This window comes from Pandoraea captiosa (assembly GCF_902459775.1).
GTDB classification, from domain to species: domain Bacteria; phylum Pseudomonadota; class Gammaproteobacteria; order Burkholderiales; family Burkholderiaceae; genus Pandoraea; species Pandoraea captiosa.
In genome coordinates this window covers 82,873-107,457 of record NZ_CABPSQ010000009.1, presented here as the reverse complement: position 1 = coordinate 107,457, position 24,585 = coordinate 82,873, and the positions used below count along the sequence as shown (strand labels likewise).

Sequence of the window (24,585 nt, the reverse complement as noted above, 5' to 3'; positions counted from 1 at the left end):
CTGGCCGGATGCGGGTCGCCGGGAAGTGAACTTCCAGTGTCACGCGACGCCAGCGTGCCAATTTGCCCTGCGCTTGTCAATCGCAGCGCTTGGCGGATGTGACGGTCCCCAAAGCGTTCCGGCTCGCCGATAGCGCCCCCGGTGCCCCGTCCAAAAGACAACGGCCCGGAAGACGTGAAGTCCTCCGGGCCGTTGTCCTTGTTACCGAATCGCGTTGCGGTGCGCCGACCGACCGACGCTCACCGCCTCGTTCCGGCTAGCTCCCGCTTATTCCGGCTTGCGCGCCAGGGCGCGGTTGCCGATGTCGTGACGATACTGCATGCCGTCGAAATTGATCTGGTTGACGGTCTGGTAGGCCACGCTTTGCGCGCCACGCACGGTATCCGACAGACCGACCACGCACAGCACGCGCCCGCCGGTGACCTGAAGCACGTCGTTCTCGAGCTGGGTGCCCGCATGGAACGTCACGCACTCGTCGGTCTCCGCCGGGATTTCCGAGATGCGGTCGCCCTTGCGCGGCGTGTCCGGGTAGCCGTGGGCGGCGAGCACCACGCCCAGCGCATAACGACGGTCCCAGTCGAGTTCGATCTTGTCGAGCGTGCCGGCGATCGCGTGTTCGACCACCACCGAGAAGTCGCCCTTGAGTCGCGCCATGATCGGCTGCGTTTCCGGGTCGCCCATGCGGCAGTTGAATTCGAGCGTCTTGACGTTGCCGTCTGCATCGATCATCAGGCCGGCATACAGGAAGCCGGTGAAGCGAATGCCGTCGGTCTCCATGCCGCGCACGGTCGGCATGATGATCTCGCGCATGACGCGTGCGTGGATCTGCGGCGTGACGATCGGCGCGGGCGAGTAAGCCCCCATGCCGCCGGTGTTCGGGCCCTGATCGTTGTCCAGCAGGCGCTTGTGATCCTGCGAGGTAGCGAGCGGCAGTACATTCTTGCCGTCGACCATCACGATGAAGCTGGCTTCCTCGCCCTGGAGGAACTCCTCGATCACCACGCGTGCGCCGGCGTCGCCGAGCTTGTTGTCCGCGAGCATCATGTCCACGGCGTTGTGCGCTTCTTCGAGCGACATCGCCACGACCACGCCCTTGCCGGCGGCCAGACCGTCGGCCTTGATGACGATCGGTGCGCCCTTGGCATCGATGTAGGCGTGTGCGGCGGCCGCGTCGGCGAAGGTCTCGTAATCGGCCGTCGGGATGCCGTGACGCTTCATGAACGCCTTGGCAAAGTCCTTCGACGATTCGAGTTGTGCGGCTTCCTTCGTCGGGCCGAAGATCTTCAGGCCACGGGCGCGGAAGATATTGACGATACCGGCGGCGAGCGGCGTTTCCGGACCCACCACGGTGAGCGCAATGCCTTCGCGTGCGGCGAATTCGGCGAGCACGTTCGGGTCGCTGATCGGCACGTTGCGCAGGCGCTCGTCGAGCGCCGTGCCGCCGTTACCCGGCGCGACATAGACCAGTTGGATACGCGGCGATTGGGCAAGCTTCCAGGCCAGCGCGTGTTCGCGGCCACCCGAGCCCACAACCAGAATTTTCATCTTATTCCTCGATGACGGCGTTGGTGAATACGTCCTGCACGTCGTCGAGGTTTTCGAGCGCGTCGAGCAGCTTTTGCATCTTCACGGCGTCATCGCCGGTGAAGACCACTTCGGTTTGCGGCTTCATCGTGACTTCCGCGACTTCGGCCTTCAGACCCGCGGCTTCGAGCTTGTCCTTCACCGACTGGAAATCGTTGGGCGGGCATACGACCTCGAAACTGCCGTCGTCGTTCGTGATGACGTCGTCGGCGCCGGCGTCGAGCGCCACTTCCATCAGCTTGTCTTCCGGGGTTTCCGGCGAGAACAGGAACTGGCCGCAATGCGTGAAGAGGAATGCCACCGAACCGTCGGTACCCATGTTGCCGCCGAACTTCGAGAAGGCATGGCGCACTTCCGCCACCGTGCGAACGCGGTTGTCCGTCATGGTGTCGACGATCACCGCAGCACCGTTGATGCCATAGCCTTCGTAGCGGATCTCTTCGTAGTTCGCGCCGTCCAGACCGCCCACGCCGCGATCGATCGCGCGCTTGACGTTGTCCTTGGGCATGTTGGCGTCCGCGGCCTTTTCCACGGCCAGGCGCAGGCGCGGGTTGCTGTCGGCGTCCCCCCCGCCCAGACGGGCCGCGACCGTGATTTCCTTGATCAGACGTGTCCAGACTTTACCGCGCTTGGCATCTGCCGCTGCCTTCTTGTGCTTGATGTTGGCCCATTTGCTATGACCCGCCATGAATTTCTCCGTCGTGCCGCGCTGTGCGGCGAAGTATGCTCTGCCGGCCCGCGCAGTGCGGCGCGGCCAACCGTTGAAACGGGAGCGCCCGCCACCACCGGGGTCGCGGGCGCCGATTGTCCAGCCGCCCCGTTGCCTCACACGGATCCGGTCGATCTCAGGGGCATTTCGGGGCGGTGCAGTCCGAGCGGCGATACCTGCCGCTATAATCGGAGGCAATTTTATCATGCCGCCGCACCGTGCCACGGGTGTTTGCTGCGCCGTGTCACGAGCCGCGCCGTGTCTACCGCCGAGGTCTCGCATGCCCAAGAAGCCCGTGCCGTCGCAAGTGTCGTCTTCCGCGACACCCCCCGCCACGTCGGCGGCAGCCGTTGCCGCCCCGTCCGCCCCCTCGGCAAGTTCAGCGAGTTCGGCAAGTTCGGCTCACGATCCCGGTGAACTGCTCGTCATCGCGCGCAATGCTCAGCATGTGCTGGGATTGTTGCCCGCCATGGGCAATCGCCATGGACTCATTACCGGCGCGACCGGCACCGGCAAGACCGTGACGCTCCAGGTCATTGCGCAGGCCTTCTCCGACATCGGCGTGCCCGTTTTCCTGGCGGACGTCAAAGGCGACCTGACCGGCATTACACAGCCGGGGGTGGAGACGCCCAAGCTCAAGGAGCGCATCGCAAATCTCGGCTTCGACACGCCCGACTGGCATGGCAGCCCGGCCACGCTCTGGGACGTCTTCGGCGAGCAGGGCCACCCGGTGCGGGCCACCGTCTCGGACCTCGGCCCGCTGCTGCTGGCCCGCCTGCTCGGCCTGAACGAGACGCAGACCGGGGTGCTCAATCTCGTCTTCAAGATCGCCGACGACAATGGCCTGCTGTTGCTCGACAGCAAGGATCTGCGCGCGATGCTCCAGCACGTAGGCGATAACGCATCGACCTTCACGACCCAGTACGGCAACATCTCTGCGGCCTCGGTCGGCGCGATCCAGCGCGGGCTGCTCACGCTGGAGCAGCAAGGCGCCGACAAGTTCTTCGGCGAGCCGATGCTCAACATCGAAGACTTCATGCAGACGGACGCGCAGGGGCGTGGCGTCGTCAACATTCTGGCGGCCGACAAACTGCTCGCCGCGCCACGCATCTACGCCACCTTCCTGCTCTGGCTGCTGGCGGAACTGTTCGAGCGCCTGCCGGAAGTCGGCGATCCGGACAAACCGAAACTCGTCTTTTTCTTCGACGAGGCGCACCTGCTGTTCAATGAGGCGCCCAAGCCGTTGCTCGAACGCATCGAGCAAATGGTTCGCCTGATTCGCTCCAAGGGCGTTGGCGTGTATTTCGTCACCCAAAATCCGGTCGACGTGCCCGACACGGTGCTCGGCCAGTTGGGCAACCGCGTGCAGCACGCCCTGCGGGCCTACTCGCCACGCGATCAGAAGGCGGTGAAGGTGGCCGCTCAGACCATGCGCGCGAATCCGTCGCTCGATATCGAGACGGTCATCGGCGAGTTGGGCGTGGGCGAGGCGCTGGTGTCGCTGCTCGACGAGAAAGGGCGTCCGGCGGTAACCGAGCGCGCTTATGTCTCGCCGCCCGCGTCGCGCATCGGGCCGATCACCTCGCAGGAACGCGCGGCGTTGATGGCGGCGTCGCTGGTCGCGGGGGTGTACGAGAAGGCGGTGGACCGCGAGTCGGCGTATGAAAAACTCGTCGGACGCACGCAGGCCCGGCAAACGGACGGTTCTGCCGCGCCCGACGGTGGCGCCACGGTCCCGCAAGGCGGTGGTACATCGGCAGGCACATCGGCCGGAGCCTCGGGCGGCGGCCTGCTCGACGCGCTGGGCGGGCTGCTGGGCGGCAAGGGCGGATCGCGCAGCAAGGACACCCCCGTAGAAGCCATGGTCAAGAGCACGATGCGCACGGTCGGTAGCCAGTTGGGGCGCGAGATCGTTCGCGGCGTACTGGGCAGCATTCTGGGCGGCAGTCGGCGCAGGTAAGGTGCAGCTAAGGCGCCGGTACGCGTCAAGGTCGTACTCAGGTGATGTCGCGGCGCTGCACGACGCACGCGGCATCGCCCATCCAACAATAAAAAGGAAAAGGATCCTCCCCAAGACGATGTCCCTGAAATCTTCGCTGGAGCCGGTGCGCACCGGCGTCGCTCACGATCCGCTATGGCTGCGCGCCGCGCCGCTCATCTTCCTGTTCCTGTGGTCGGTCGGCTTCACCGTCGCCAAGATCGGTCTGGACTATGCCGATCCGCTGACCTTCCTGGCGTTGCGCTACGGTCTTGTGCTCGTGCTGCTCGCGCCGCTGGCGATCGTCATGCGTCCCCCGCTGCCGAAGACGGCGGCTGCCTGGGGGCATCTCGTCGTGATCGGTCTGCTGATTCAGGCACTGTACTTCAGCATGACGTATCTGTCCCTGCGGCTCGGTGTGTCGGCGGGCAGCGTGGCGCTGATCACGTCGCTGCAACCGATTCTCGTGGCGTTGGCGGTGCCGCATCTGGTCGGCGAGCGCGTCAGCGGCCTGAACTGGATCGGGCTCGGACTGGGACTGGCGGGCGCGGCGCTCGTCATCGTGGCCCGCTCGGCGGTGGAGGCGACTTCGGCGCTGGGGCTGGTGCTCACGTTCGTGGCGCTTGGGGCGATCACCTGCGGCACGCTGTACGAAAAGCGCTTCGGGCTGGGCCAGCACCCGATTACGTCGAATCTGGTGCAGTACGCCGTGGGGTTCGCGGCAACGCTGCCGCTCGCGTGGTGGCTCGAACCGATGCGCGTCGACTGGACGTGGCAACTCGGGCTCACGCTGGTCTATCTCGTGATCGGCAATTCCATCGTGGCGATTTCGCTATTGCTGGCGATGATCCGGCGCGGGGAGGCGTCGCGTGTGTCGGCGTTGTTCTTCCTCGTGCCGCCCGCAGCGGCGCTCGCCGCATGGCTGATGGTCGGGGAGCACATGCCGCCGCTGGCGTGGGGCGGAATGGTGCTGGCGGCCATCGGTGTGGCGATGGCCACGCGCCGCAGGGCGTCGCGCGGCCCGAGCCAATAAAAAAGCCCCGGGAGACCGGGGCTTTTATCGTCAGTTCTTGGTGCCGAACAGGCGGTCGCCTGCGTCGCCCAGACCCGGAATGATGTAGGCGTGATCGTCCAGACGCTCATCGAGCGAAGCGACGTACAACTTCACGCCCGGGTGCGCGTCGTGCAACACCTTCACGCCTTCCGGTGCGGCCACCAGCGCGAGAAACGCAATGTTCTCCTCGGCCACGCCGCGCTTGACCAGCACGTCCACGGCATGGACGGCCGAATAACCGGTCGCCACCATCGGGTCGCACAGAATGAAGCGACGATCGTTCACGTCCGGCAGGCGCACGAGATATTCCACCGGGCGATGCTGTTCGTCGCGGTACACGCCGATGTGGCCCACACGTGCCGAGGGCACCAGGTCGAGCAGACCGTCGCTCATGCCCACGCCGGCACGCAGCACCGGCACGATCGCGAGCTTCTTGCCGGCGATGACGGGGGCATCCATTTCCACCATCGGCGTATCGATGCGCTCGGTCGTGAGCGGCAGATCGCGCGTGATCTCGTAGCCCATGAGCAGCGTGATTTCGCGCAACAGGCCGCGAAACGTGCGCGTCGACGTTTCCTTGTCGCGCATGTGCGAGAGCTTGTGCTGGATCAGGGGGTGATCGCAGATGAAGAGATTCGGGAAGCGGGTGTCTTGTTTCATGGCAGGCAATGTGAGGCTGGGCCACCGGATCGGAATGTCACGGTATAGCGCGCATGGCCGCGATTTTAGCCGATGCGGGCGAGGCCGGTCCGGGTTTTGGTCCGCCGCCGTATGTCCCGACACTCAGCGGCAGGCGCGCGATTCCCTTAGAATCGCTGCAAGACGGCTGCACAGCAGCCTATCGCCAATGCATCAATTGTCTTGAAGGTTGACCATGGATCTGGGTATCAAGGGCCGCACCGCGCTGGTGTGCGGCGCGAGCAAGGGGCTGGGGCGTGCCTGCGCCCAGGCGCTGGCCGAGGCGGGCGTCAACGTCGTGATCGTCGCGCGCACGGCCGACGCGCTCGACGCCGCCGCCAGCGAGATCCGCACTGCCACGGGTGTGCAAGTGAGCGCCGTGGCCTGCGACATCACCACGCCGGAAGGCCGCGCGAAGGCGCTGGCCGCGTGCCCGCAGCCGGACATCCTCGTGACGAATGCTGGCGGTCCGCCGCCGGGCGACTTCCGCGACTGGCGGCGAGACGACTGGATCCGCGCGCTCGACGCCAACATGCTGACCCCCATCGAACTGATCAAGGCCACCGTGGACGGCATGATCTCCCGCGGCTTCGGACGGATCGTGAACATCACGTCCTCGGCCGTGAAGGCCCCCATCGACATTCTGGGCTTGTCCAATGGCGCCCGTTCAGGCCTGACCGGTTTCGTCGCGGGCATTGCACGTACGACGGTGGCGAACAACGTGACCATCAACAACCTGTTGCCTGGCGCGTTCGATACCGATCGTCTGAACGCGACCATGCAGGCGTCTGCGGCAAAGACGGGCCAGAGCGTCGAGGACGCGCGCGGCCAGCGCGCTGCGGCAATTCCTGCGCGGCGCTTCGGGCAGCCGGAAGAGTTCGGTGCAACCTGCGCCTTCCTTTGCAGCGCCAAGGCAGGCTACATCACCGGACAGAACATACTCATTGACGGCGGCGCTTATCCGGGCACGTTCTGATCCCGTACGAACGGTGACGCCTGCGTTCAACACTTACCTCACCCACATCAAGCTCAGGGAAGCGCATCGATGACGGTTTCAACGGTACCCAAAGTCCCCGCTGTTCGCATTGCCCTCATTGCCCACGACAAGAAGAAGGACGAGATCCTGGCAGTCGCGCGCGACTATGTCGACGTGCTGCGGCAATGCCGGCTTGTCGCCACGGGCACGACCGGCGGGCGCATTGCCAGCGAGCTGGGCCTCGACGTGGAGCGTATGCTCTCGGGCCCGCACGGCGGCGACTTGCAGATTGGCGCGCAACTCGCAGAGGGCCGCGTCGACATGGTGCTCTTCCTGCGTGACCCCATGACGCCGCAGCCGCATGAACCCGATATCAACGCGCTGGTGCGTGCGTGCGATGTGCACAACGTGCCGTGCGCGACGAACAGCGCGACGGCGCGTCTGTTGTTGGAGCAACTGATCGTGCGTCTGGCAAGGGAAGCAACGGAAGCGACGGCGCAGCCATCCGCCTGACGACAAACCCCACCCATCGAGAGAGAGAACGAGGATGACGAAAGCAATTCGTATCGAACAGAACGGCGGGCCGGAAGTGATGCAGTGGGTCGACGTCGAAGTCGGCGAACCGGGGCCGGGCGAAGCGCGGGTGCGCCATAACGCCGTCGGTCTGAACTACATCGACGTGTATTTCCGCACCGGTCTTTACCCGCAGCCGCTGCCTGCCGGATTGGGCATGGAAGCGGCTGGCGTGGTCGAAGCGGTGGGCGAGGGCGTGACGCATGTGAAGCCCGGTGACCGGGTCGCATACGCAAGCCGCCCGTGCGGCGCTTACTCGCAGGCGCGCGTGATGCCGGCGGCACCGCTCGTGCGCCTGCCGGAGACCGTCTCCGACGATCAGGCGGCGGCCATGATGCTCCAGGGCATGACGGCGCAATATCTGCTGCGTCGCGCGTATCCGGTCAAGGCAGGCGACACGATTCTGATTCATGCGGCCGCCGGCGGCGTGGGCCTGATCGTGTGTCAGTGGGCAAAGGCGCTCGGCGCGACGGTCATCGGCACCGTCGGCTCCGACGAGAAGGCGGCGCTGGTGCGTGCACACGGCTGCGATCACCCCATCGTCTATACGCGTGAGAACTTCGTCGAACGCGTGAAGGAGATCACTGGCGGCGAAGGTGTGCCCGTCGTCTACGACTCCATTGGCAAGGACACCTTCATGGGCTCGCTCGATTGCCTGCGTCCGCTGGGCATGATGGTGAACTTCGGCAATGCTTCCGGCCCCGTCGCGCAGATCAATACCAGCGATCTGGTCTCACGTGGATCGCTGTTCTTCACACGCCCGACGCTCTTCAACTACACCGCCAAGCGGGCCGATCTCGAAGCCACGGCGAACGAGTTGTTCGAGGTGGTCGGCAACGGCACCGTGAAGATCGAGGTCAACCAGCGATATGCGCTGTCCGACGTCGCGCAGGCGCACCGCGATCTCGAGTCGCGCAAGACCACCGGCTCGACCTTGCTCATGCCCTGAGTGTTTTGCCAGACGCCAGTCGCCAGTGGGAAAGGCAAGACGAAAAAGGGACGCCTCGGCGTCCCTTTTTCATTGTGGCGGGCTTGCCCGATATCAGGCGCGCTGCGTGAAAACGTGGGCGCGCGCGTCCTCGCGTACGTCCACCGGCAACCGTTTGATGAGCCAGTGGATGACCATGCCGATCACGACGACATCGTCGAGCAACCCGAACACCGGCACGAAGTCGGGAATCAGGTCGACGGGACTCACGAGATAGGCCGCGAGCAGCACCACGGCAGGCAGAAGCCAGCGCGGACGTCGCGGATCGCGGGCCGCATGCCACAGCACGCGGAAGTCATGACGGGCGATCTGCCACAGACGAAGAAAACGCTTCACTTGCAAACTCCTGGTACCAATGTGCTCGCCGACGCTCGTCGGTCCTGGCAAGCCATTCCTCATAAACGAGGATAACTTCGCGCAATATTCGGTGAATGTCGCGCAACTTGTCTCGATTATACGCGGCGAAAACAAGGCTCGTCTGGCCTGATCGGAAGGTGTCCGGCGCAGGAGCGACGCGTACTTCGCGTAACAGAAATCTTCGACATCGGCCGGGTGAGAGGGTTTCATCGTCCGTTCCATCATCAATTCGGCGCCTGTTGGAAGGCGCCTGCGCGACGCTCCGGTGTATGGCTGTGTGTGCCTGTGATTCCGGTAATGCGGTTGCGGCGGGATTGTGGCGGCGGGATAATTCCCGGGCCGACGTGGTCAATCCTTCTTTCCCCTTCGTCCTCACGACCTTTTCAGGACGCATTTCAAAGCCATCATGACCGACGCTCAAGATCCGAAATCGCCGAAGCCATCGCAGCCAACGCAGCCAACGCAGCCAACGTCGAGGCCCGAGTCCGATACGAGCAAGCCCACAGCGGCGCCGCCCGCGTCGGCGTCTCCTTCCACTCCCCCAGCCGCTTCATCGGCCTCCGGGCCGGAAGCCGGGAAAGTGAGCGGCTCGCCTGCCGATGCGCCCGCCACGAGCGGGTCGGAGTATGTCGAACCGGCCACGCCGTCGACGCCGCGCCCTACGGCCAAGCCCGTTGCCGGCACGGCTGAAGGGGCGCCGGACATGCCGCCGAACCCCGATACGCTCACACGTCCCGCGCCGCCCACGGAAGTCACCGCGTCGGCCGACGCGCAAGCCGAGAAGCCAACGGCACCTGAGTCTGCGGCAAAGCCCACGGGGCAAGGTTCTGCGGCTGAGGTGGCATCCGATCGCAATCCCATCGGTTCGTCGATACCGAAGTCGGGCGACGACGTCAAAGCAGCCGGTCTCGGCAGCGCCGGGGGCAACATCGGCGAAGCGGGAACGACCCGTGGCACCGCGGAAGCTGGAGGCGTGGGTGGCGGTGCTGCTGGTGGGGGGGAGCCGCCGCATCAGCCGTCGTTCGGTTCGGGCGCGCCGCGTCCCGGCAGTCCGGCTTCGATGGGCGGTCAGCCGTCGTATTTGCAGGCGGGCGATTCGCCGTGGTCGGTTCTGCGTCGCATCATGTCGGCGCGTTTTCGCGCCTGGTACGACCGCGCCGGACAGCGCATCACGCAGCGCACGCTGAAGATCGGGATCTCCGCGCGTATCTTCCACCCTGAGCCGGGCTCGAAGGGGCTGCGCAGCAAGACGCTGCAATACCTCGAAGAGTCGATCGCCCACTGGGTGATGTCGCGCGACGTGCTGGTGTTCATGATCCCGACGGTCGACACGCAGGGTTTGCTGCACCCGAGCCACATCCGTCTGCACGATTACGCGAAGCACCTCGACGGTCTGGTCTTGCAGGGCGGGGCGGATGTCTCCCCGCTGACCTATTCGGAAGTCGCGACGCGCCACGAATGGCAAGGCGATCGTATGCGCGACATGTACGAGCTTGAGCTGCTGCACGAGTTCGTGGAGCAGGGTAAGCCGATTCTGGGGGTGTGCCGTGGGTGCCAACTGATCAACGTGGCCTTCGGCGGCACGTTGCATCAGGACATCGCGACGGATTTGCCCGAGGCGATTCCGCACGTGACCGAAACGTATGAGCACAACCGACACACGCTCACGTTCCCCGAAGGGTCGTCGCTCGCGCAAATGCTCGCGCCGGTGGACGTGCCGATCGTCAACTCGATTCACCACCAGTCGGTGAAGACGCTCGGTCGTGATCTGAGTGTGGAGGCCGTGTGCGCGGAAGACGGCGTGGTTGAGGCGATTCGCTATCGCAAGGCGCCGTTCGTGATGGGCTTGCAGTGGCATCCGGAGTTTCACCGCGCGGGCGGTCCGGAGTTTCTGGATTGCACGCCGGTGCTGGATAACTTCCTGCGTGCGGCGCGCGAGACGCGCTTCTGACGTTATCGACGTGATGGGTGGCGCGCGGGGGATGCGCTGCCACTTCGAAATCCAGCGCAAAAAAAATGGCAGCCGCGAGGCTGCCATTTTCGTGTCAGGAACACCGGAAGACATCTCCGGTGTTCACGCCGCCTGGATTAGAAGCGGTGACGGATACCCGTGCCGACGACGGTTTGCGAGCTGGTCGACGACATACCGCCGGCAGCGCCGACACCAGCCGCCAGGCCCGTGCCTTCGTTGTCGGAGATGTGCTGGTACGAACCCGTCAGGTACACATCGGTGCGCTTCGACAGACGGTAGTCAGCTTGCAGCGTAACGGTGTGGAACTTCGGCTTCTTGTCCGTCGAATCTTGCTTGGCCATCGTGTACACGTACGCGGCCGACAGCGAGACTGCCGGGGTCAGCATGTAGCGACCGTTGACTTCGAAGTTGTCGAACTTCAGGCCGTCGTTGGCGAACGACACAGCGGTGCTGTTGTAGTTCAGACCCGTCAGACCTTGCAGTTGGGTGTGGGTGTACACCAGGCCGACCGTTGCCGGGCCGAAGGCGTAGTTACCACCGATACCCCAGACGCGTTGCTTCGACGACTGGAACACCGAGTCACCGCTGGCCGACGTATCGACTGCGCCGGTGGCGTTGTTGTTACCCGGATTGCCTTGGCGCTCCAAGTAAGCAGCAGCGACCGTGAACGGGCCGTTGGCGTAGTTCACGCCAGCGCTGAACGCACGGTTGTTGGCGAAGTCGCCAGCCTTGTTCGAGAAGCCATACAGGCCGCCGAAGGTCAGGCCGTTGTAGTTGGCGCTCGAGTACTTGACCGAGTTGTTCACACGGAACGAGTTGTTCGTGTTGTCGTTGTCATACGGGTGCGAAGCGATCGTGCCGCCGAACGACGAACCGTTCAGGGTCAGCGGTGCGAGGTAATCGACCAGCGAGTCGTACTGACGGCCGATCGTCACAGCGCCGAAGCGATCGTTCTGCAGGCCGACGAAGGCTTGACGACCGAACATGCGGTTGCCTTGCAGCGACGAGCCGTTAGCGATCGAGAAACCGTTTTCCAGCACGAAGATGGCCTTGTTACCGCCACCCAGGTCTTCCGAGCCCTTCAGGCCCCAACGGCTGCCGTTGACCAGACCGCTCGTTGCACGGAAGTTCTTCGAACCCGAAGCACCAACGGTGTTGGTCGAGTTGCTCGTGTAAGCGATGCCGGCGTCGATCAAGCCGTACAGGGTGACGCTGCTTTGTGCGTGCGCGGTCATCGAGAACGCGCCGACAACGGCCGCGGCAAGAAGAGTTTTTTTCATGGTTTAAGCTCCAGTAACGTGACACGAATCGCAGAATTCGCGTGTAAACAGAACGCGGCGAAACAGAACATGTCGAGGTGACGATGTGTCACTCGCGGACCCGAACAGCTATCGGCACTGCTCTGTTGACAGGGGGCAGTGTATGAGTCGATGTGACTCCCGCCTATTTCAGAATCCGCAAGAATCTATTTCAGATATGAAAAGAATCTGCGCGGCGCGTTGTAAAGCATTGTCTGGCAAGGGATTGGCTTGATTAAGCGTAGGTGAGAAATCACCCTGCAAGCGAAGTTTGTTGCGCTCGGGACACAGTGTGCTCTGCAAGCGAAAGCGCGTGCGAAGCGTTGCCAGCACACGTTTTGCGCGCGACATGCATGTTTTGTTTTGGTTCCGTCGCCGACGAATCACAACGGACGAGGCCGCCGCGCCCATCGCGCACATCGCGCATGGCATAAAAACGGTGAGTGAATGGCAATGCGACGAGGGCATCGCTCCGAGCGGCCAGTACCTTGGCGCAAGACGTTCCGATACACGGTGTCGATTATTGCTATATGAATAGCAACGTGAGGGATGTGCCGGGGTGTGTCATTGCGCCGCCATGTCGCTGTCAGGTGACCGACGTGCGCGCGCAATGTGCCGAATCCGAGATGTTTGCACGCGAGTGAATTTCCTGCGTGCCAAAAAGTGCTTTATTAATGGGGTTTTACGGACTATTGCGAGTCGCCGAATAATTCATTGCGTCGAATGATGACAATCAATCCGAGAGGCAGACCTATACTACGTTCCGCGAGAAGTAGACTTTTGCGTTGAGTGAAAAGTCTCCAAACCTTGGCGCGGCCTCATTGGCCGCGCTTTTTTTTGCTCGTCATTTTTGTGCGCCGGTGCGGGGGATGTGGCGTCAGGCGTAGTGCGCCGTCGTCAGTGCCTCGCCGCAATCGCGCACGTGCGGAATGCTCAACTGCTTGAGCTTTCGGTACAGCGATGCGCGACAGAAACCGAGCGTGCGCGCCGCTGCCGAAATGTTCCATCGATGTTGTGCGAGGGCGTGCAAAATGCGCTCGCGCTCCGAGTCCTGGCGGTCATCGTGCAAGCGAGGGGCGGCGTGCAGCGCAGGAAAGCGCGTCGCACAGGTCGTCTCCTTCTCCCGCACCTCGTCGTCGCGACGCAGGGTCGTCGCCACACGCAGAGGTGTTGCGTGCGGCGCGCCCGTCTGCAGAAACTCCGGCGGCAAATCGCTCACGCACAGCGTCTCGCCGCTCATCACCGCACACGCATAACGCAACGTCGCGCGCATCTGGCGCAGGTTGCCCGGCCATGCGTGCATGAGCAGTCGCGAGAGGGCCTCGGGCGACACGCGCGTGAGCGCCTGATCGACGGACAGTCCGGCCCACTCGTCGCACAGCATGCGCGCGATCAACTCGGTCTTGTCGTCACGCTCGCGCAGCGTGGGCAACGTCAACACGCCCACGGCAATCCGGTAGTAGAGGTCTTCACGAAATGTGCCCTGTGCCACGGCGTCTGTAAGATCCTGATGCGTCGCGCAGATCAGTTGCACGTCGACCGGCACCGGCTGGCTGGCCCCCAGCGGTGTCACTTCGCGCTCCGACAGCACGCGTAGCAGGCGCGTCTGCAAGGCAAACGGCATGTCGCCGATTTCGTCCAGGAAGAGCGTGCCGCCATCGGCCTGCTGCAACTTCCCTTTCATCCCGCCGGGTAGTGCGCCTGAAAACGCACCGCGCTGATAACCGAACAACTCGCTCTCCACGAGATGCTCCGGCAGCGAAGCGGTGTTGATCGCGACGAACGATTGCGCGCGCCGTTCGCTATAAGCATGCAGCGCGCGCGCAAGGAATTCCTTGCCGGTTCCCGTTTCGCCGAGAATCAGCACCGGCAAGCCCCGGTCGACGAAGCGCTTGCCGCGCGCGAGCAGATCGCGCATGCGTGCGTCGGTGCCGCAAAGATCGTCGATGTCGAGGTAGTCGGGACGACACTGACGCGCCTGAGCGGTCGGGTGCGCCGTGGGGGTGGCGACCGGTGGCACACGTACGATGCGCTCGGCAAGCGCGGCAATGTTGTTGAACGGGGGATTGGCTTTGGCTACGCCAAGGGGGCTGGCGTGGCCGACAGGTCGAGCGGGGGCGTGCGCTACAGCAAGGTGAGCGGGCATGACTTGTCTCCTTCTCGTATCGGTACGAAAGGGGCGCCGTCGGTGGCTTGTGGCCTGGCGATTCCTGACGTCTCTTTATGTCGCGACCGGCTCGGGTGGCCAACCGCCAAAGCAGGATACGACCGACGAGTCATAACATCCAATACAATATTGATGCGCCAATAATACCTTTGGGGTATCAAATGATCGAGTTGCGCCATTTCCAGTACTTCGTGGTCCTCGCCCAGACGCTTCACTTCGGTCGTGCGGCCCAGCAATTGCACATCTCGCAGCCGCCACTGTCACGCCAGATCGCGTTGATGGAGGCCGAGCTGGGTGTGCAGTTGTTCGAGCGGACGAATCGCAGCGTGCGGCTCACGCGCGCCGGTACGCGCTTCTATCAGGACGCCGTCGAAATCCTCAACTCGGTCGATCGGGCGCGTCGCAACGTGGTGGCGGCGAGTCGGGGAGAGGACGGGGCGATCACCGTCGGCTTCATGATGTCCTCGGCGTACAACATTCTCCCGGCGCTCACGCGCACGTATGCCGCCGCGTACTCGCGCGTCGACATGAAACTGGCGGAGACCTTGCCCAATCTGCTCGCGGAGTCCGTGCGCGCCGGGCAGACCGACGTCGGCATCATGTATCGCCCGGAGGACCTGACCGGTCTCGATACGGCCACGGTCTTTCGCGAGGAGATGGTGGCGGTCATTCCCCGCACGCATCCGCTGGCAAAGGTGCGGGTGCTCGACGCGGCGCAACTGGCCGAAGAGTCGTTCGTGAGCATTCCGCGCGAGATTGCGCCGCTCGTCTACGACCTGATCGTCACGCACTGCCGGCGCTCTGGCTTTTCGCCGCACATCCGGCTCGAAACCAACTTGCAGCAGACGATCATCAACCTCGTGGGTGAAGGGCTTGGCGTGGCGATGGTGCCGATGTCCATGAGCAGCGCGAGCGCGTCGGGCAACGCCGTGTTCAAGCCGCTCAGGAACGCGCCCGTGGCCGAGGTGGCGCTGCTATGGAGCCGGGATAACCACAACCCGTGCGTTGCGACGTTCGTAGACAATGCGCGCAGCGTGTGGCGCGAGATGCAGCGTGCGCCGGGCGCGCGACTGGTGCCGGACCTGCCGGACACCAGTCTTCAATAGGCATTGGGGGAGAGGCAAGCGCAGCGCGGACCGATGAGGAGACCGACGGCAGATACCGTCGGCGTGCGCCGTCAGATTTCCAGAATGCCGGCGGCGACGAAGCCGCCATCGACCGGCAGGATATGCCCGGTCACATACGACGCGTCGTCCGACGCCAGAAAGCTCACGGCGCCGGCAATCTCGCCGGGCTGTCCGTAGCGTCCGAGCGGCGTCGTCTCCGTGTAGTGGCGACGCGACACGTCCGAATGCAGCACCTTCGTGAGCGGTGTATCGATGGGACCCGGTGCGATCCCGTTGGCCGTGATGCCGAACGGCGCGAGTTCAATGGCCATCTGGCGCGTCAACCCGATCACGGCCGCCTTCGAGGTGCCGTATGCCGTGCGCCCGGCGCTCGCCAGAATGCCCGCCACAGACGCCAGATTGATGATGCGCCCCCAACGCTGCTCGCGCATGAGACGCGCCGCATGCTGGCCGCACAGCAGCGTGCCCGTCAGGTTCACGTTCATCACCTGATGCCAGTGATCGAGCGGGTAGTCGAGAAACGGATACGTCTTGGCGATCCCGGCGTTGTTGACGAGCACGTCGCAGCGTCCGTGCCGTTTCGCGACCTGCGCGAAGCCGTCGGCAATCGACGCCGCTTCGCCCACGTTCATGCCCAGCGCCCAGGCCTTGCCACCCGATGCGGTAATCGCTGCTGCCGTCTCCGTGGCCGCCCCTTCGTTAAGGTCGGCCACCACCACGGTCATGCCATCCTTCACCAATCGTTCGCAGATGGCGGCGCCAATGCCCATGCCGCCGCCCGTGACTACTGCTACCTTCTCAGTCATGCTATGGACTCCTAAATTTACTGACAGCTACAACACGGGCTCCGCCGCCCGCTGTGCGGCGGAGCCCGTCGATGAAAAGCGCTAAGTGACTTGCCTTACTTCAGGAAACCGATCGAGATCCAGGGGATGAACACCACCACGAGCAGGGCAACGAGCAGCGCGCCCATGTAGGTCCACATCCGGTTGAACACCTTGTCGGGCGATGTCTTGCCAATGGCGCATGCAGCGTAAAAGCCGACGCCGAGCGGCGGTGCGAACAGGCCCATGCCCATCGACAGGATCACGACCATGGCGTAATGCACGTCGTGAATGCCGAGCGAGCGGGCGACCGGGAACAGCAGCGGTCCGAACAGCACGATGGCCGGAATGCCTTCGAGCACGCTGCCCAGCACGATGAACACGACCATCGAGATGAGCAGGAAGCCGACTTGTCCGCCCGGCACACCGTGCATCAGGCCGACCAGTTTGGCGGAGAAGCCAGATTGCGTGAGCGCCCAGGCCATGGCGGTGGCCATGCCGATGATCAGCAGGATCGCCCCGGAAAGCGCCGCAGTTTCGGTGAGCAGCGGATAGAGACGCTTGAAATTCAGGTGCTTCTTGAAGGCGTGGACGATCAGGCCGATGACGATCGTATAGGCAATGCCGATGGTCGAGACTTCCGTGGCGGTCGCCGCGCCTTCGATCACGGCCGTGCGGATGAGGACCGGCAGCGCGAGCGCGGGCAGCGCCACGATGAACGTCTTGCCGATCACGCCCCACGGCGCACGACGCGCCGCATTCGGCGCTTCCTTGCGCGAGCGGGCGAAGCACACCACGACGATGGCGAGCGTGGCGATCACCGCCGGCAGCAGGCCACCGACGAACAGCGCGGTGATCGACACGCCGCACACGGCGCCGATGGTGATGAGCACGAGACTCGGCGGGATCGTCTCCGTCATGGCGCCCGTGGCCGAGAGCAGGGCGACGAGGTCTTCCTGTTTCGAGCCGCGACGCTGCATCTCAGGAAAGAGCGCAGGCGCGACCGCCGCCATGTCGGCTGCCTTCGACCCGGAGATCCCCGAGACGAGAAACATTGCACCGAGCAGCACATACTGAAGGCCGCCACGCACGTGGCCGAGCAGCGAGGCCATGAATTCGATCAGGCTGCGTGCCAGCCCGCTCATTTCGATGAGTGCGCCGAGCAGCACGAACAGCGGCACCGACAACAGCACGAGGCCGGACATGCCCTCGTCCATGCGGCTCACCACGATTTGCAGGGGCGCATCGGTGACCAGCGCCAGATAGCCGAGCGTTGCCGAGCCGAAGGCGAAGGCGATCGGAATGCCGCCCGCCACACATGCACCCACGATCAGCACGAAGAAGATGAGCAGGTTGTAGTTGCCCATGGCGATGAGCGCGGGGCGTCCGAGCCAGAGCGCTGCGCCAAGCGCCGCGACGAACAGCACGCCCAGACCGAACTGACGCAGGCTGGAGCAGCGCGCCATTCGCGAGATGGCCGCGATGAGCATCAACGCCGCGCCCACCGGCAGGGCGGCGGCGCGTATCCCGTCCGGCACTTCGAGCGCGGGCGTGGTGATGTCCATCTGTTCGATGGCATGCGTGTAGGCCGGCATGATGATGAGCGCGACGAACACACACACCGTGAGCGCGGCCATGGTCTGGAACCAGTCGCGCCAGGCCGCAGGGAGTTTGTTGACGATGGCGGACAGACGCATGTGTTCGCCCCGGTCGAGGGCAAGCACGGCGCCGAGCATCGATAGCCAGATGAAGAGGATCTGCGCGAGCTCGTCCGACCAGGTGAGCGGATTGTCGAACCCGTAACGCGAGACCACGCCCGCGAGCAGGATGAAAGTCTCCGCCACCACCAGCAGCACGGCAGCCGCTTCGGTGACTTTCATCACCGCGCGGTTGACGTGGCAGAAGAGGCGGGCGAGCGCGTGCGTCGGCTCGGCCGTCATCGTCAACGTTTCCATTTACGCGAGCTTCCCTGTGTACTTTTCCAACATGGCCCATGCCTCGTCGCCGAACTTCTTGTGCCACTCGGCATAGAAGCCCGCCGCGCGCAGCTTGTCGCGGAATTGCTCGTTGTTCGGTGCGTTGAACACGAGACCCTTCTGCTTGAGCTCGGCGGTGACGCCTTCATTGAGCTTGCGCACGTCCTCACGTTGCGCCACGGCCGCAGCGTTCACGTTGGCGGTGACGATGTCCTGCAAGTCCTTCGGCAGCTTTTCCCACTTCTGCTTGTTGGCGAGGAACCAGAAGCCGTCCCACATGTGGTTCGTCATCGACACGTACTTCTGCACTTCGTAGAGCTTGGCCGTGGTCAGCAGCGCGAGCGGGTTTTCCTGCGCTTCGACGATGTGCGTTTGCAAGGCCGAATACACTTCGGCGAAGTTGATCGACGTCGGCGACGAGTCGAATGCCTTGAACATCGACGTCCACAACGGACTGGTCGGCACGCGAATCTTCAGGCCCTTGAGGTCCGTCGGGGAGTTGATCGGGCGGTTGCTCGTGGTGATCTGGCGGTAACCGTTCTCCCAGATCTTGTCGAACGCAAACACCGACGTCTTCGCGATCTGCCCGCGCACGTGCTTGCCGAGATCGCCGTCCATGGCGGCCCAGACCTGGCTGTAGTCCTTGAACGCGAAGCCGACACCCGAGATCTGGGCGGCGGGCACGAGCGTGCCGAGAATCAGCGGCGAGAGCGTGAAGAAGTCGATGGCGCCCGAGCGGATCTGGCTCAGCATGTCGCTGTCGGAGCCGAGCTGGTTGTTCGGATAGATCTGGAAGTCGACCCGGCCCTTCGACTGCTCCGCGATCTTCTGCGCCATTTCCTTGGCGCGAATGTTCATCGGATGGCTGACGGGCAGGTTATTGGCGAACTTCAGGGTGAATTCGGCAGCGTGGGCTTGCGTCTGATACAACCCCGTAGCGGCGGCGGCCGATGTGGCGGCCACGACCTTGATGAAGTGGCGGCGATCCATGGTGCTCATACTGCATGTCTCCTGATTATAGGTTTGGTGACTGCGTGTGAAGCGCGGGACAGGCAGGCGTGTTGCCTTGCAATGTTCCGGCCAACTCGGAGGGCGATTCGCGAGAGTCTCGCTGGGTGTTGATGGTTCGGCTCGCAAGTGGCTGGGTAATCTTACGCAAATCGAATGCCAGTTCGGGGCCCGAACGGGAAAACCCTTACGTTGTTAAGCACTAGTGAAATCCCGTGTTCCCGGCGAGACGGTTTTCACCAGATACAACAAGGCTTCGCGCGCCGCAGGCGGGCACCCGCACGTTTTGCTGCATGTGCAAAGCATGGTTCGAGATCCGAAAGAAGGCGGTGTGACACCTGTCGCATTTGGCCCGACGGCTGCGACACCTGTCGCACCGTGGAGCGCGAGCGATGCGACAGGTGTCGCAACCATTGCGCGATGTGAATTCTTGTTGCGGCACAGCAAAGGAAACGCTTGCGGCGTGCAGAAAAATTCGCTTGATGGGGTCATGAATCCCGCTTTACGCTTGCGTCAATTGCGAACGCACCACAAGTGCATGAGACCTGGCGAACTCGCAACGACGACTGACCGAGCCGTCGATGTCGCGCACAACGCAGTGCCCTGGGCGTGTTCACGGGCGCTTTGCAGAACTGGCATCGAAATTGCTCACCGGAGTCTGGATGACCCCATTTTTCCGGAGACACTTCATGGTTGCTGCATGCCTTACCGGCTGGGCCCACTCCCAGTTCGGCAAACTCGATAACGTCGATGCCGAAGTCCTGCTCGCCGACGTCGCTCAGGCCGCATTGGACGACGCAGGCCTCTCACCCGAGCAGATCGATTCGATCCACGTCGGCACGTTCAACGGCGGTTTTCTGTATCAGGACTTCCCGTCTTCGCTTGTTTTCAATCGCATTCCCGGTCTGCGCTTCAAGCCCGCCACGCGCTACGAGAATGCTTGCGCCACGGGCTCCGCCGCCGTGCATGGCGGACTGCAATCCATCGAAGCGGGCAAGGCCACGCACGTGCTGGTGATCGGCTTCGAGAAGATGACGGAGCTGGCCACCCCGCAAGTCGGCGAGGTGTTGCTCAAGTGTTCGTATGCGCGTGAAGAAGCCGGTATTCCTGGCGGCTTTGCCGGTGTGTTCGGCACCATTGCGCAGGCCTACTTCGAGCGCTATGGCGACCAGTCCGACGCGCTCGCCCGCATTGCCGCCAAGAACCATCGCAACGGCAGCGTGAATCCGTATGCGCACATGCGGCGCGACTTCGGCTACGACTTCTGCCGCAACGTCTCCGAGAAGAACCCGTTCGTGGCCGGCCCGCTCAAGCGCACCGATTGCTCGATGGTGTCCGACGGGGCCGCCGCCCTCGTGATTTCCAAGGCCGACGTTGCGCGCACGATGCCCAAGTCGGTCGGTTTTCGCGCGGCCGTGCAGGTCAACGATTATCTGCCGCTCTCACGCCGCGATCCGCTGGCGTTCGAAGGCGGTCAGCATGCGTGGCGTCAGGCGCTGGGCGTGGCCGGGGTATCGCTCAAGGACCTTTCGCTGGTCGAGACCCACGACTGCTTCACCATTGCCGAGCTCATCGAGTACGAGGCGATGGGCCTGGCCAAGCCGGGGCAGGGTGCGAACGTGCTGGCAGAAGGACTGACGGAAAAGAACGGCCTGCTGCCGGTCAATCCGTCGGGCGGTCTGAAGGCGAAGGGGCATCCAGTGGGCGCGACAGGCGTGTCGATGCACGTGATGGCCGCCATGCAACTGACGGGCACCGCCGGGCAGATGCAGATTCCCGGCGCGAAGCTCGCGGGCGTGTTCAACATGGGCGGCGCGGCGGTGGCGAACTACGTGAGCATTCTCGAAGCACGCTAAGTGCATACAGGAGACAAGAGATGCTCAAGAAGGTCATGAACCTCGGTCGTTTGCTGGCCGACGTCGCTCGCCGTCATCCGGACGAACCCGGCCTGATCGTCGGTGACAAGGTCACGACGTGGGGCGAGATCGACGCCCGCGTCAACGCCGTCGTCGACGCGCTGCGCAAGCTCGGCGTCGGCAAGGGCGACAAGTTGCTGGTGCATTCGCGCAATAACCTGCCGATTTTCGAGAGCGCCTGGATTGCCTTTCGCCTGGGCGCAGTGTGGGTGCCGACGAACTTTCGTATCACTGCCCCGGAAGCCGCCTATCTGGGCCAGTCGAGCGGCGCCTGCGTGATGATTTACGACACCGGATTCGAGGGCCATGTGGACGCGGTGCGTGCCGCGTCGCCGGCGTTGCGGCACGTGATTGCGCTGGGCGCGCCGCGCGACGGCGAACTGCATTACGAGACGCTGGTGACCGAACATCTCGGCGCACCGGGCTATGAAGCCGAGGTCGAGTACGAAGATCCGCTCTGGTTCTTCTACACGTCGGGCACGACCGGCCATCCGAAGGCCGGTGTGCTCTCGCACGGTCAGATGGCCTTCGTCGTCACCAATCACCTGGCCGATCTCATGCCGGGCATCACGTACCGCAGTCGTTCGATGGTCGTGGCGCCGCTCTCGCACGGCGCAGGCATTCACGCCATCGTCAACACCGCACGCGGGGCGGCCAGCGTGCTGCTGCCCGGCGAGAAGATGGACGCCGCGCAGGTGTGGCAGGCGATCGAGCGGCATCGCGTGGACAACATGTTCACGGTGCCGACCATCGTCAAGATGCTCGTAGAGGACCCCGCCGTCGACCAATACGACCATAGTTCGCTGCGCTTTGTGATCTATGCGGGTGCGCCGATGTATCGCGCCGATCAGAAATACGCGTTGCAAAAGCTCGGACGCGTGCTGGTGCAGTACTACGGCCTTGGGGAAGTCACCGGCAACATCACTGTGCTGCCGCCGTGGTTGCATACCGATGACGACGACGCGCCCGATGCCCGCGTGGGCACGTGCGGATTACCGCGCACGGGCATGGAGGTGGCGATTCTGGACGAGCAGGGGCAGCGTCAGCCTCCCTTCGCGTCGGGCGAAATCTGCGTGCGCGGGCCCGCCGTCTTCATGGGGTATCACAACAATCCGGACGCCAATGCCAAGGCGTTCAAGGACGACTGGTTTCACACCGGCGACCTCGGGCATGTGGATGCGCAGGGGTTCCTGTACATCACGGGCCGCGCGTCGGACATGTACATCTCGGGCGGCTCGAACGTGTATCCGCGCGAGATCGAGGAAGCGCTGCTCACTCACCCGTGCGTGTCGGAGTGTGCCGTGCTCGGCGTGCCCGACCCCAAATGGGGCGAGAGCGGGCTCGCAGTGGTGGTCGCCCGGGAAGGCATGGCCGCACAGGCCGATGAACTGCTCGGACATCTCGAAGCGCGCATTGCCCGTTACAAGTGGCCGCGTCGCTTCGTGTTCTGGAGTGCCATGCCCAAATCGGGCTACGGCAAGATCGTGAAAAAGCAAATCAAGACGATGCTCGAAGAGCAAGGAGACTATCGACTATGAAACCTGCGCTTTCACGGGTCTATCAACATGCAGGCGTCCCCACGTTACCCCGTGTGGAAGACTGCGTGCTGAGCGGGCAGCACGAACTGCGCGTGACGATCCGGTCTGGTGCGAATCTCGGCGAGTCCATACGCGCGGCGTTATCCCGCTATGCGTATGGTGGCGGCGTCGGGCGTTTCTGTGCGGGTACCGCGCGTGGTCTGCGGTATCACATGATCGAGAATACGACGGATGCGCAGCGCCCCTTCGGGTATGGCGCGCCTGTCGACGAACTGCGCGAGGTCGATCTGATCGGCGGCTCGCTCACCGTGGGCCGAACCTCCGATGGCGCGACGCTGCTGCACTGCCATGCGGGGTTTTCCGACCCGGGCGGCGAGCTGCATGGCGGGCACCTGATTCTCGATCACACCTGGGCCGGCGACGAGCCCGTGGTGATTCGTCTGTGTCTGTTCGAGCATGGTGGCTATGTGACCGGCGACGATGAGGAAACGCGGTTTCATCTGCTGCGTCCGGTGGCGGGAGATTTCTCATGAGCGTAGCGCTGGAGGTTCCCGTAGCCATCGAGAATGGCACGTTGGGCAGGTTGGTGGTCGCGCGTCTGAAGCCGAATCAGGATCTGACGGAGAGCATCGAGGCGCTGTGCGCCGAACATGCGATTGCGCGGGCTATCGTGCGCGGGGCGGTCGGCAGTCTGATCGATGCACGGCTGGCGTTCCGCTCGGGCGACGGCTGGCGCGAGCAGCTGGTGAGCGGCCCCGGTGTCGAAATCCTCAATGTGTTCGGTGAGGTCGACGCGAGGCCCGACGCCGCCAATGGGGTGCCGATGCTCCATGGCATGGTGGCGGACACCGAGGGCCGCATGTTCGCCGGACGCTTCGTGCGCGGCGGCAACCTGTCGTTCATCACCATCGAGGTGACGTTGCAGGAGTGGTTGCCGGCCTGAGGGGTTGCCGGGTGTTGCCGAATGTTGCGAACACTGCTGAGTTCGGCCACTCGCGCAGGCTGACGGCAATGGGGAGTCTGCGGACTCCCCATTGCTTTTTCGACGTCTGTCAGCCTTCGTCGCGCAGGCTCGACTCGATGGCGCTTACCAGGGCGAGCGGCGTTTCGTTCATCGGGTAGTGGCCGGCGTTGCGGATCGTCTCGACGCGCGCGCGCGAGTAACGCTTCAGATAGGTTTGCTGCATCAGCCCGATATCGAACACGGGGTCATGTTCGCCGATGAGCACGTTGACGGGCACCGACGCATTGAGCGCGTCGCTGAAATCCGTATCCGCCCACGCGCGGAAGTACGCCGCGAAAGCTCGCTGTGACGAATGCGTCATCGAGTAATCCGCCTTCCAGTCGATCCATGCCGGTGGCAGCCGGGTGCCTGTGCTGCGGTCGATGATCGCCATGCGGTCCGAGTGCGATCTCGCAGCATCCTCGAAAAGGGCGCGACGCATGGGGTCGAACCGAATGCCGCCGCACGGTACGGGCGCTACCGGAATCAGTTTGCGCACGCGCTGAGGCGCCAGCGCGGCGACCTTCTCGATCGCCATCGCGCCCATCGAATGTCCGACGAGCGAGAAGGTGGCGAGGTCGAGGGCGTCGGCCAGTGCGATGGTGTCTTTGGCGATTTCGTCGATGGTGAAGTCGCCGGTCGCGTCGCGCATGCCGCCATAGCCGCGATAGTCCATGAAGACATAGCTGAAGGCGTCCTGCGACAGCCAGGGTTCGCACGCATGGAACGAATGCGCGTCGCCGAACCAGCCATGAAGCACGATGACGGCATGGGGGCCGTGGCCGACCCGATGGAAAGTGTTGGGCATGGGGATGTCGGGAAGGGCGAGAGGGATGCCTATCTTAGAAGCCCTCACGTT

The 24,585-nt window shown here is 63.8% G+C and carries 21 protein-coding genes; 11 read left to right on the top strand and 10 right to left on the bottom strand.

All coding sequences use genetic code 11. The features are described from left to right. Positions 1-267: 267 nt before the first annotated feature. The gene (purD, locus tag PCA31118_RS20190; protein WP_150626854.1) at positions 268-1,545 is read right to left on the bottom strand and encodes a phosphoribosylamine--glycine ligase; all 1,278 of its coding nucleotides are present in this window, start codon (positions 1,543-1,545) and stop codon (positions 268-270) included. Between the two features lies 1 nt (position 1,546). After that, positions 1,547-2,272 (bottom strand): YebC/PmpR family DNA-binding transcriptional regulator, encoded by a 726-nt coding sequence (locus PCA31118_RS20185; RefSeq protein WP_150626853.1) that lies wholly within the window; start codon positions 2,270-2,272, stop codon positions 1,547-1,549. A gap of 490 nt (positions 2,273-2,762) precedes the next feature. Between PCA31118_RS20185 and PCA31118_RS20180 the strand changes: the two genes are divergently transcribed. Beyond that, on the top strand, positions 2,763-4,253 hold the full coding sequence (locus tag PCA31118_RS20180) for a helicase HerA-like domain-containing protein (RefSeq protein ID WP_246190353.1): 1,491 nt from the start codon (positions 2,763-2,765) through the stop codon (positions 4,251-4,253). 118 nt (positions 4,254-4,371) lie between these two features. Next, positions 4,372-5,304 (top strand): DMT family transporter, encoded by a 933-nt coding sequence (locus PCA31118_RS20175; protein WP_150626851.1) that lies wholly within the window; start codon positions 4,372-4,374, stop codon positions 5,302-5,304. Positions 5,305-5,334: 30 nt separating this feature from the next. Here PCA31118_RS20175 and upp read toward each other — a convergent pair whose 3' ends face one another. Further along, complete coding sequence (upp, locus tag PCA31118_RS20170) at positions 5,335-5,985, bottom strand: uracil phosphoribosyltransferase (protein ID WP_044456759.1); 651 nt, start codon at positions 5,983-5,985, stop codon at positions 5,335-5,337. A 214-nt stretch (positions 5,986-6,199) separates the two neighbouring features. Here upp and PCA31118_RS20165 point away from each other — a divergent pair, with 214 nt between their 5' ends. From PCA31118_RS20165 to PCA31118_RS20155, 3 genes are all read left to right on the top strand, one after another. Further along, complete coding sequence (locus PCA31118_RS20165; RefSeq protein ID WP_150626850.1) at positions 6,200-6,979, top strand: SDR family oxidoreductase; 780 nt, start codon at positions 6,200-6,202, stop codon at positions 6,977-6,979. Between the two features lie 69 nt (positions 6,980-7,048). Beyond that, a complete protein-coding gene (locus tag PCA31118_RS20160; RefSeq protein WP_150626849.1) occupies positions 7,049-7,492 on the top strand; it encodes a methylglyoxal synthase in 444 nt (147 codons plus the stop codon). A 34-nt stretch (positions 7,493-7,526) separates the two neighbouring features. Beyond that, positions 7,527-8,501, top strand: a complete 975-nt coding sequence (locus PCA31118_RS20155; RefSeq protein ID WP_150626848.1) for a quinone oxidoreductase family protein — start codon at positions 7,527-7,529, stop codon at positions 8,499-8,501. Between the two features lie 93 nt (positions 8,502-8,594). Here PCA31118_RS20155 and PCA31118_RS20150 read toward each other — a convergent pair whose 3' ends face one another. Next, a complete protein-coding gene (locus PCA31118_RS20150) occupies positions 8,595-8,876 on the bottom strand; it encodes a YkvA family protein (RefSeq protein ID WP_246190337.1) in 282 nt (93 codons plus the stop codon). A gap of 601 nt (positions 8,877-9,477) precedes the next feature. On the opposite strand from PCA31118_RS20150, the gene PCA31118_RS20145 reads away from it, so the two are divergent. Next, positions 9,478-10,848, top strand: a complete 1,371-nt coding sequence (locus tag PCA31118_RS20145) for a type 1 glutamine amidotransferase (RefSeq protein WP_425495387.1) — start codon at positions 9,478-9,480, stop codon at positions 10,846-10,848. A 137-nt stretch (positions 10,849-10,985) separates the two neighbouring features. On the opposite strand, the gene PCA31118_RS20140 is transcribed toward PCA31118_RS20145, so the two are convergent. After that, on the bottom strand, positions 10,986-12,149 hold the full coding sequence (locus PCA31118_RS20140) for a porin (RefSeq protein ID WP_044456752.1): 1,164 nt from the start codon (positions 12,147-12,149) through the stop codon (positions 10,986-10,988). A gap of 895 nt (positions 12,150-13,044) precedes the next feature. Continuing rightward, positions 13,045-14,313, bottom strand: a complete 1,269-nt coding sequence (locus PCA31118_RS20135; RefSeq protein WP_150626845.1) for a sigma-54-dependent Fis family transcriptional regulator — start codon at positions 14,311-14,313, stop codon at positions 13,045-13,047. Positions 14,314-14,495: 182 nt separating this feature from the next. Between PCA31118_RS20135 and PCA31118_RS20130 the strand changes: the two genes are divergently transcribed. Continuing rightward, the gene (locus tag PCA31118_RS20130) at positions 14,496-15,440 is read left to right on the top strand and encodes a LysR family transcriptional regulator (protein WP_150626844.1); all 945 of its coding nucleotides are present in this window, start codon (positions 14,496-14,498) and stop codon (positions 15,438-15,440) included. Positions 15,441-15,511: 71 nt separating this feature from the next. On the opposite strand, the gene PCA31118_RS20125 is transcribed toward PCA31118_RS20130, so the two are convergent. The 3 genes from PCA31118_RS20125 to PCA31118_RS20115 all read right to left on the bottom strand — a co-directional run bounded on the left by PCA31118_RS20125 (position 15,512) and on the right by PCA31118_RS20115 (position 19,260). Further along, positions 15,512-16,267, bottom strand: a complete 756-nt coding sequence (locus PCA31118_RS20125; protein ID WP_150626843.1) for an SDR family NAD(P)-dependent oxidoreductase — start codon at positions 16,265-16,267, stop codon at positions 15,512-15,514. Positions 16,268-16,362: 95 nt separating this feature from the next. Beyond that, complete coding sequence (locus PCA31118_RS20120; RefSeq protein WP_044458392.1) at positions 16,363-18,225, bottom strand: TRAP transporter large permease; 1,863 nt, start codon at positions 18,223-18,225, stop codon at positions 16,363-16,365. 15 nt (positions 18,226-18,240) lie between these two features. Continuing rightward, positions 18,241-19,260 carry a TRAP transporter substrate-binding protein gene (locus tag PCA31118_RS20115; protein ID WP_150626841.1) on the bottom strand — a complete coding sequence of 340 codons (1,020 nt, stop codon included), beginning with the start codon at positions 19,258-19,260 and terminating at the stop codon, positions 18,241-18,243. A 698-nt stretch (positions 19,261-19,958) separates the two neighbouring features. Here PCA31118_RS20115 and PCA31118_RS20110 point away from each other — a divergent pair. The 4 genes from PCA31118_RS20110 to PCA31118_RS20095 are packed head-to-tail and all read left to right on the top strand — an operon-like array spanning position 19,959 to position 23,666. Further along, complete coding sequence (locus PCA31118_RS20110) at positions 19,959-21,125, top strand: acetyl-CoA acetyltransferase (protein ID WP_150626840.1); 1,167 nt, start codon at positions 19,959-19,961, stop codon at positions 21,123-21,125. A gap of 20 nt (positions 21,126-21,145) precedes the next feature. After that, positions 21,146-22,723 (top strand): acyl-CoA synthetase, encoded by a 1,578-nt coding sequence (locus tag PCA31118_RS20105; RefSeq protein ID WP_150626839.1) that lies wholly within the window; start codon positions 21,146-21,148, stop codon positions 22,721-22,723. Then, a complete protein-coding gene (locus tag PCA31118_RS20100) occupies positions 22,720-23,256 on the top strand; it encodes a PPC domain-containing DNA-binding protein (protein WP_246190336.1) in 537 nt (178 codons plus the stop codon). The genes PCA31118_RS20105 and PCA31118_RS20100 overlap by 4 nt, the downstream gene beginning before the upstream one ends. Beyond that, on the top strand, positions 23,253-23,666 hold the full coding sequence (locus PCA31118_RS20095; RefSeq protein ID WP_150626838.1) for a PPC domain-containing DNA-binding protein: 414 nt from the start codon (positions 23,253-23,255) through the stop codon (positions 23,664-23,666). The genes PCA31118_RS20100 and PCA31118_RS20095 overlap by 4 nt, the downstream gene beginning before the upstream one ends. Before the next feature lie 109 nt (positions 23,667-23,775). Here the strand turns inward: PCA31118_RS20095 and PCA31118_RS20090 are convergent, their stop codons facing one another. Then, entirely contained in the window at positions 23,776-24,534 is a 759-nt protein-coding gene (locus PCA31118_RS20090; protein WP_150626837.1) for an alpha/beta fold hydrolase, read from the bottom strand. Positions 24,535-24,585 lie beyond the last annotated feature (51 nt).

What these genes read in the sequence shown, in the direction of transcription:
- upp (WP_044456759.1), bottom strand. Translation starts at nt 5,985, where the DNA reads ATGAAACAAGACACCCGCTTCCCGAATCTCTTCATCTGCGATCACCCC.
- PCA31118_RS20095 (WP_150626838.1), top strand. Translation starts at nt 23,253, where the DNA reads ATGAGCGTAGCGCTGGAGGTTCCCGTAGCCATCGAGAATGGCACGTTG.
- PCA31118_RS20120 (WP_044458392.1), bottom strand. Translation starts at nt 18,225, where the DNA reads ATGACGGCCGAGCCGACGCACGCGCTCGCCCGCCTCTTCTGCCACGTC.
- PCA31118_RS20140 (WP_044456752.1), bottom strand. Translation starts at nt 12,149, where the DNA reads ATGAAAAAAACTCTTCTTGCCGCGGCCGTTGTCGGCGCGTTCTCGATG.
- PCA31118_RS20160 (WP_150626849.1), top strand. Translation starts at nt 7,049, where the DNA reads ATGACGGTTTCAACGGTACCCAAAGTCCCCGCTGTTCGCATTGCCCTC.
- PCA31118_RS20180 (WP_246190353.1), top strand. Translation starts at nt 2,763, where the DNA reads ATGGGCAATCGCCATGGACTCATTACCGGCGCGACCGGCACCGGCAAG.
- PCA31118_RS20155 (WP_150626848.1), top strand. Translation starts at nt 7,527, where the DNA reads ATGACGAAAGCAATTCGTATCGAACAGAACGGCGGGCCGGAAGTGATG.
- PCA31118_RS20185 (WP_150626853.1), bottom strand. Translation starts at nt 2,272, where the DNA reads ATGGCGGGTCATAGCAAATGGGCCAACATCAAGCACAAGAAGGCAGCG.
- PCA31118_RS20105 (WP_150626839.1), top strand. Translation starts at nt 21,146, where the DNA reads ATGCTCAAGAAGGTCATGAACCTCGGTCGTTTGCTGGCCGACGTCGCT.
- PCA31118_RS20175 (WP_150626851.1), top strand. Translation starts at nt 4,372, where the DNA reads ATGTCCCTGAAATCTTCGCTGGAGCCGGTGCGCACCGGCGTCGCTCAC.
- PCA31118_RS20165 (WP_150626850.1), top strand. Translation starts at nt 6,200, where the DNA reads ATGGATCTGGGTATCAAGGGCCGCACCGCGCTGGTGTGCGGCGCGAGC.
- purD (WP_150626854.1), bottom strand. Translation starts at nt 1,545, where the DNA reads ATGAAAATTCTGGTTGTGGGCTCGGGTGGCCGCGAACACGCGCTGGCC.
- PCA31118_RS20110 (WP_150626840.1), top strand. Translation starts at nt 19,959, where the DNA reads ATGGTTGCTGCATGCCTTACCGGCTGGGCCCACTCCCAGTTCGGCAAA.
- PCA31118_RS20115 (WP_150626841.1), bottom strand. Translation starts at nt 19,260, where the DNA reads ATGAGCACCATGGATCGCCGCCACTTCATCAAGGTCGTGGCCGCCACA.
- PCA31118_RS20130 (WP_150626844.1), top strand. Translation starts at nt 14,496, where the DNA reads ATGATCGAGTTGCGCCATTTCCAGTACTTCGTGGTCCTCGCCCAGACG.
- PCA31118_RS20090 (WP_150626837.1), bottom strand. Translation starts at nt 24,534, where the DNA reads ATGCCCAACACTTTCCATCGGGTCGGCCACGGCCCCCATGCCGTCATC.
- PCA31118_RS20125 (WP_150626843.1), bottom strand. Translation starts at nt 16,267, where the DNA reads ATGACTGAGAAGGTAGCAGTAGTCACGGGCGGCGGCATGGGCATTGGC.
- PCA31118_RS20100 (WP_246190336.1), top strand. Translation starts at nt 22,720, where the DNA reads ATGAAACCTGCGCTTTCACGGGTCTATCAACATGCAGGCGTCCCCACG.
- PCA31118_RS20135 (WP_150626845.1), bottom strand. Translation starts at nt 14,313, where the DNA reads ATGCCCGCTCACCTTGCTGTAGCGCACGCCCCCGCTCGACCTGTCGGC.